The organism is Streptomyces sp. 8L, from assembly GCF_020176795.1.
Taxonomy (GTDB): Bacteria; Actinomycetota; Actinomycetes; order Streptomycetales; family Streptomycetaceae; genus Streptomyces.
The window spans coordinates 1-3,537 of sequence record NZ_JAIUKE010000729.1 but is presented as its reverse complement, the minus strand read 5'-3'; the positions used below and the strand labels follow the sequence as shown (position 1 = coordinate 3,537).

General features: G+C 69.5%; 2 protein-coding genes. One reads left to right on the top strand and one right to left on the bottom strand.

Going from position 1 to position 3,537, the window contains the following annotated elements:
• The first annotated feature begins 386 nt into the window (after positions 1 to 386).
• Entirely contained in the window at positions 387 to 2,660 is a 2,274-nt protein-coding gene (locus tag LCE31_RS37915; RefSeq protein WP_225022691.1) for a transglycosylase domain-containing protein, read from the top strand.
• 159 nt (positions 2,661 to 2,819) lie between these two features.
• Here the strand turns inward: LCE31_RS37915 and LCE31_RS37910 are convergent, their stop codons facing one another.
• Positions 2,820 to 3,410 (bottom strand): biotin transporter BioY, encoded by a 591-nt coding sequence (locus LCE31_RS37910; RefSeq protein WP_225022690.1) that lies wholly within the window; start codon positions 3,408 to 3,410, stop codon positions 2,820 to 2,822.
• Between the last annotated feature and the right edge of the window lie 127 nt (positions 3,411 to 3,537).

Below are 3,537 nucleotides of genomic sequence, written 5' to 3'. Positions count from 1 at the left end.
TCAAGCCGTCCCCCAAGCCACCTGAAACATCACCAATCAACCGGCCCGCCCCTTGACGAAAGAGATAGGGGCACCCCCCAGCACGCGTTTGACATCCCGGAAGCCGGGGCCGCCGGACCGGGGATGTCGGGAGAGACACATGGACCCGGCGCGGACGGAGACAGCGGAGCGAGCGGACGGAGAGACCGGAGCGAAGGGAACGGACCAAAGAGCGCGGAGCGGACGAAGCAGCGTAGACGGAGCGGACTGGGCGGCGTGGACTGAGCGGCGTGGACGAAACGGAGCGGACGGGCGGACGGAGCGGCGTGCGGAATCGTGACAGTCGAGTGGAGCTTAGGCCAGAGCCTTGACGTCTGTCCGACGAATCAGAACGTAGGCTTCACCTCATGCCAAAGAAGCGCTCGGGCGGGGGCCTGTCCAAGACCCAGCAGGCCGCCAAGTTCCTGGGAGTCAGCGTGCTCGCCGGCGCGGTGCTCGCCGGCATCGCCCTGCCGGCCTTCGGGTCGCTGGGTCTCGCGGCCAAAGGGACGGTCAAGGGATTCGACGAACTCCCCGCCAACCTCAAGACGCCGCCGCTGAGCCAGCGGACCACCATCCTCGACGCGAACGGCGGCAAGATCGCCGATGTCTACTCGCGCGACCGCACGGTGGTGCCGCTCAAGGACATCTCCCCCTATATGCAGAAGGCGCTCGTCGCGATCGAGGACTCCCGCTACTACCAGCATGGAGCGGTCGACGTCAAGGGCATCGCCCGCGCGCTCAACCAGAACGCCCAGTCCGGCGGTGTCGCACAGGGTGCCTCCACGCTGACGCAGCAGTACGTGAAGAACGTCTTCATCGAGGAGGCCGGCAACGACCCCACCAAGGTCGCCCAGGCCACGCAGCAGACCCTGGGCCGCAAGGTCCAGGAGCTGAAGTACGCGATCCAGGTCGAGGACGAGCTCGGCAAGAAGAAGATCCTTGAGAACTACCTGAACATCACGTTCTTCGGCGAGCAGGCCTATGGCGTCGAGGCCGCGTCCGAGCTGTACTTCTCGAAGCACGCCAAGGACCTGAACCTCCAGGAGTCGGCGCTGCTCGCCGGCCTCGTCCAGTCGCCCAGCCAGTACGACCCGATCAACGACGAGCCGACCGCGCTGAAGCGGCGCAACACCGTACTGGAGCGGATGGAGCAGGTCGGCGACATCTCGCAGTCCGAGGCGGACAAGGCGATCGCGACCCCGATCAAGCTCAAGGTGAAGCGCCCCAAGAGCGGCTGCATCACCGCGGTCAAGGGCGCGGGCTTCTTCTGCGACTACGTGCGCGACACTCTCCTGAACGACCCGACGTTCGGCAAGACGGCCCAGGAGCGCGCCGACCGCTGGAACACCGGCGGCCTGACGATCAAGACGACGCTCGACCCGAAGGCCCAGGCGGCCGTGCAGTCCTCCATCGAGAAGCACGTCTACAAGACGGACTCGGTGGCGACGGCCGTGACCCTCGTCCAGCCGGGCACGGGCAAGGTCCTCGCGATGGGCCAGTCACGCCCGTACGGCTTCGGGACCAACGAGACGCAGCTGAACCTCAGCACCAACCACGACATGGGCGGCGGCAACGGCTTCCAGTCCGGTTCCACGTTCAAGCCGATCACCGCCGCGGCGGCCATCGACAGTGGTACGGACCCGGGCACGGTCGAGCCCGCGCCGTACAAGATGAACTACCCCTCGCCCGTGCAGACCTGCAACGGCACCTGGCAGAACAGCTCCACCTCGCCCGCGACCGTCGAGAACGAGTCGAAGTCCGAGGTCGGGCCGATGAACATGAAGGAGGCGATGGCCAAGTCGGTCAACACCTACTTCGTGCAGCTGATCAGCAAGATCGGCGTCTGTCCCGTGACGCAGATGGCGACGAAGATGGGCGTGCAGCGCGCGGACGGGAAGAAGATCGACCAGGTGCCGTCGGTCACCCTCGGCACCCAGCTGGTCTCGCCGCTGACGATGGCCAACGCGTACGCGACGTTCGCGAACAAGGGCGTCTACTGCTCGCCGGTCGCCGTCTCGTCGATCACGACCACGACCGGCAAGTCGCTGCCGGTGCCGAAGTCGCAGTGCAAGCAGGCGATGTCCGAGCACACGGCGACGGTCATAAACTCGCTGCTGAAGGGCGTGGTCGAGGACGGTACGGGTACGCTCGCCGGCTTGAAGGACCGCGACAACGCGGGCAAGACCGGTACCACGGACGAACTCAACGCGGCCTGGTTCGTCGGCTACACGGCGGACATGGCGGGCGCGGTCTGGGTCGGCGGCCCGACACACAACGTGTCGATGCGGAACATCACGATCGGCGGCCAGTACCACACGCAGGTCCAGGGCGCCGACACCCCGGGGCCGATCTGGAAGGACGCCATGAGCGGGGCGCTGGCGGGCACGACGTCGCCGTCGCTGCCGACGATCAACCTTCCCGACATGAAGAAGAAGGACCCCAAGTCGGGCAACCAGAAGAACGACGGTGGCGCCGACAAGAACAAGGGCGGCGGGGGCGGTGACGGCAACAACGGCGACACCGCGGGCGGCCAGACCGACGGAGGCACCGGCCAGAACGGCGGCGGCGACAACGGTGGTGGCGGCGACAACGGCGACAGCCCGTTCGGCGGCTTCTTCGGCGGCGGCAGAGGCCACTGACCGCCGCGATCGCCCCTGACCACAGGCGGTCGCCACTGACCGCAGTCGATCACTACTGACCGCAGACGGTCGCTACGGCGATCACGCGGACGACGCGGGGGCCCCCCCCCCCCCCCCCCCCGGGGGGGGGGGGGGCCTCGAAAAGCTCCCGCGGGCAGGTCAGCCGCGGCGGCCCGTCAGCTTCCAGGCGCTCGGCAGGGCGCCCATCGCGAGCGCGGCCTTGAGCGCGTCGCCGAGGAGGAAGGGGACGAGCCCCGCGGCGATCGCCGCGCTCGCGGACAGCCCGGCGGACAGCGCCAGGTAGGGCACGCCGACCGCGTACACGACGGCCGAGCCGAGCACCATCGTGCCCGCCGTGCGCAGCACCGAGCGGTCGCCGCCGCGCCGCGCCAGCGCACCGACGACGGCGGACGCCGCGAGCATGCCGAGCACGTAGCCGAACGAGGCGCCGCCGGGGCCCGAGGTGCCGCCGGAGAACCACGGCATCCCCGCCACGCCCAGCACGGTGTAGAGCGCGAGGGAGAGGAAGCCGCGGCGCGCGCCGAGGGCGGTGCCGACGAGCAGTGCCGCGAAGGTCTGGCCGGTGACCGGCACGGGGGAGCCGGGCACGGGCACGGACAGCTGCGCGGCGAGTCCGGTGAGCACGGCGCCCCCGGCGACGAGCGCGATGTCGCGGGTGCGGCTTGCGGGGATGAGGTCGGCGAGAACGCCGGCGCGGGGGGCGGCCGCTGTGGGCGCGACGGTGCTCATGGGGGCTCCGCGGGTGAGGTCGGACAGTCGGACAGTGCTCTGATCGCTTCGACGTTAACCCACGGTGCCGGCCGCCCCGCCCGTCGGAGCCCCACAAAGGCGGGGCCGCGCAATTGTGGGCGACCCC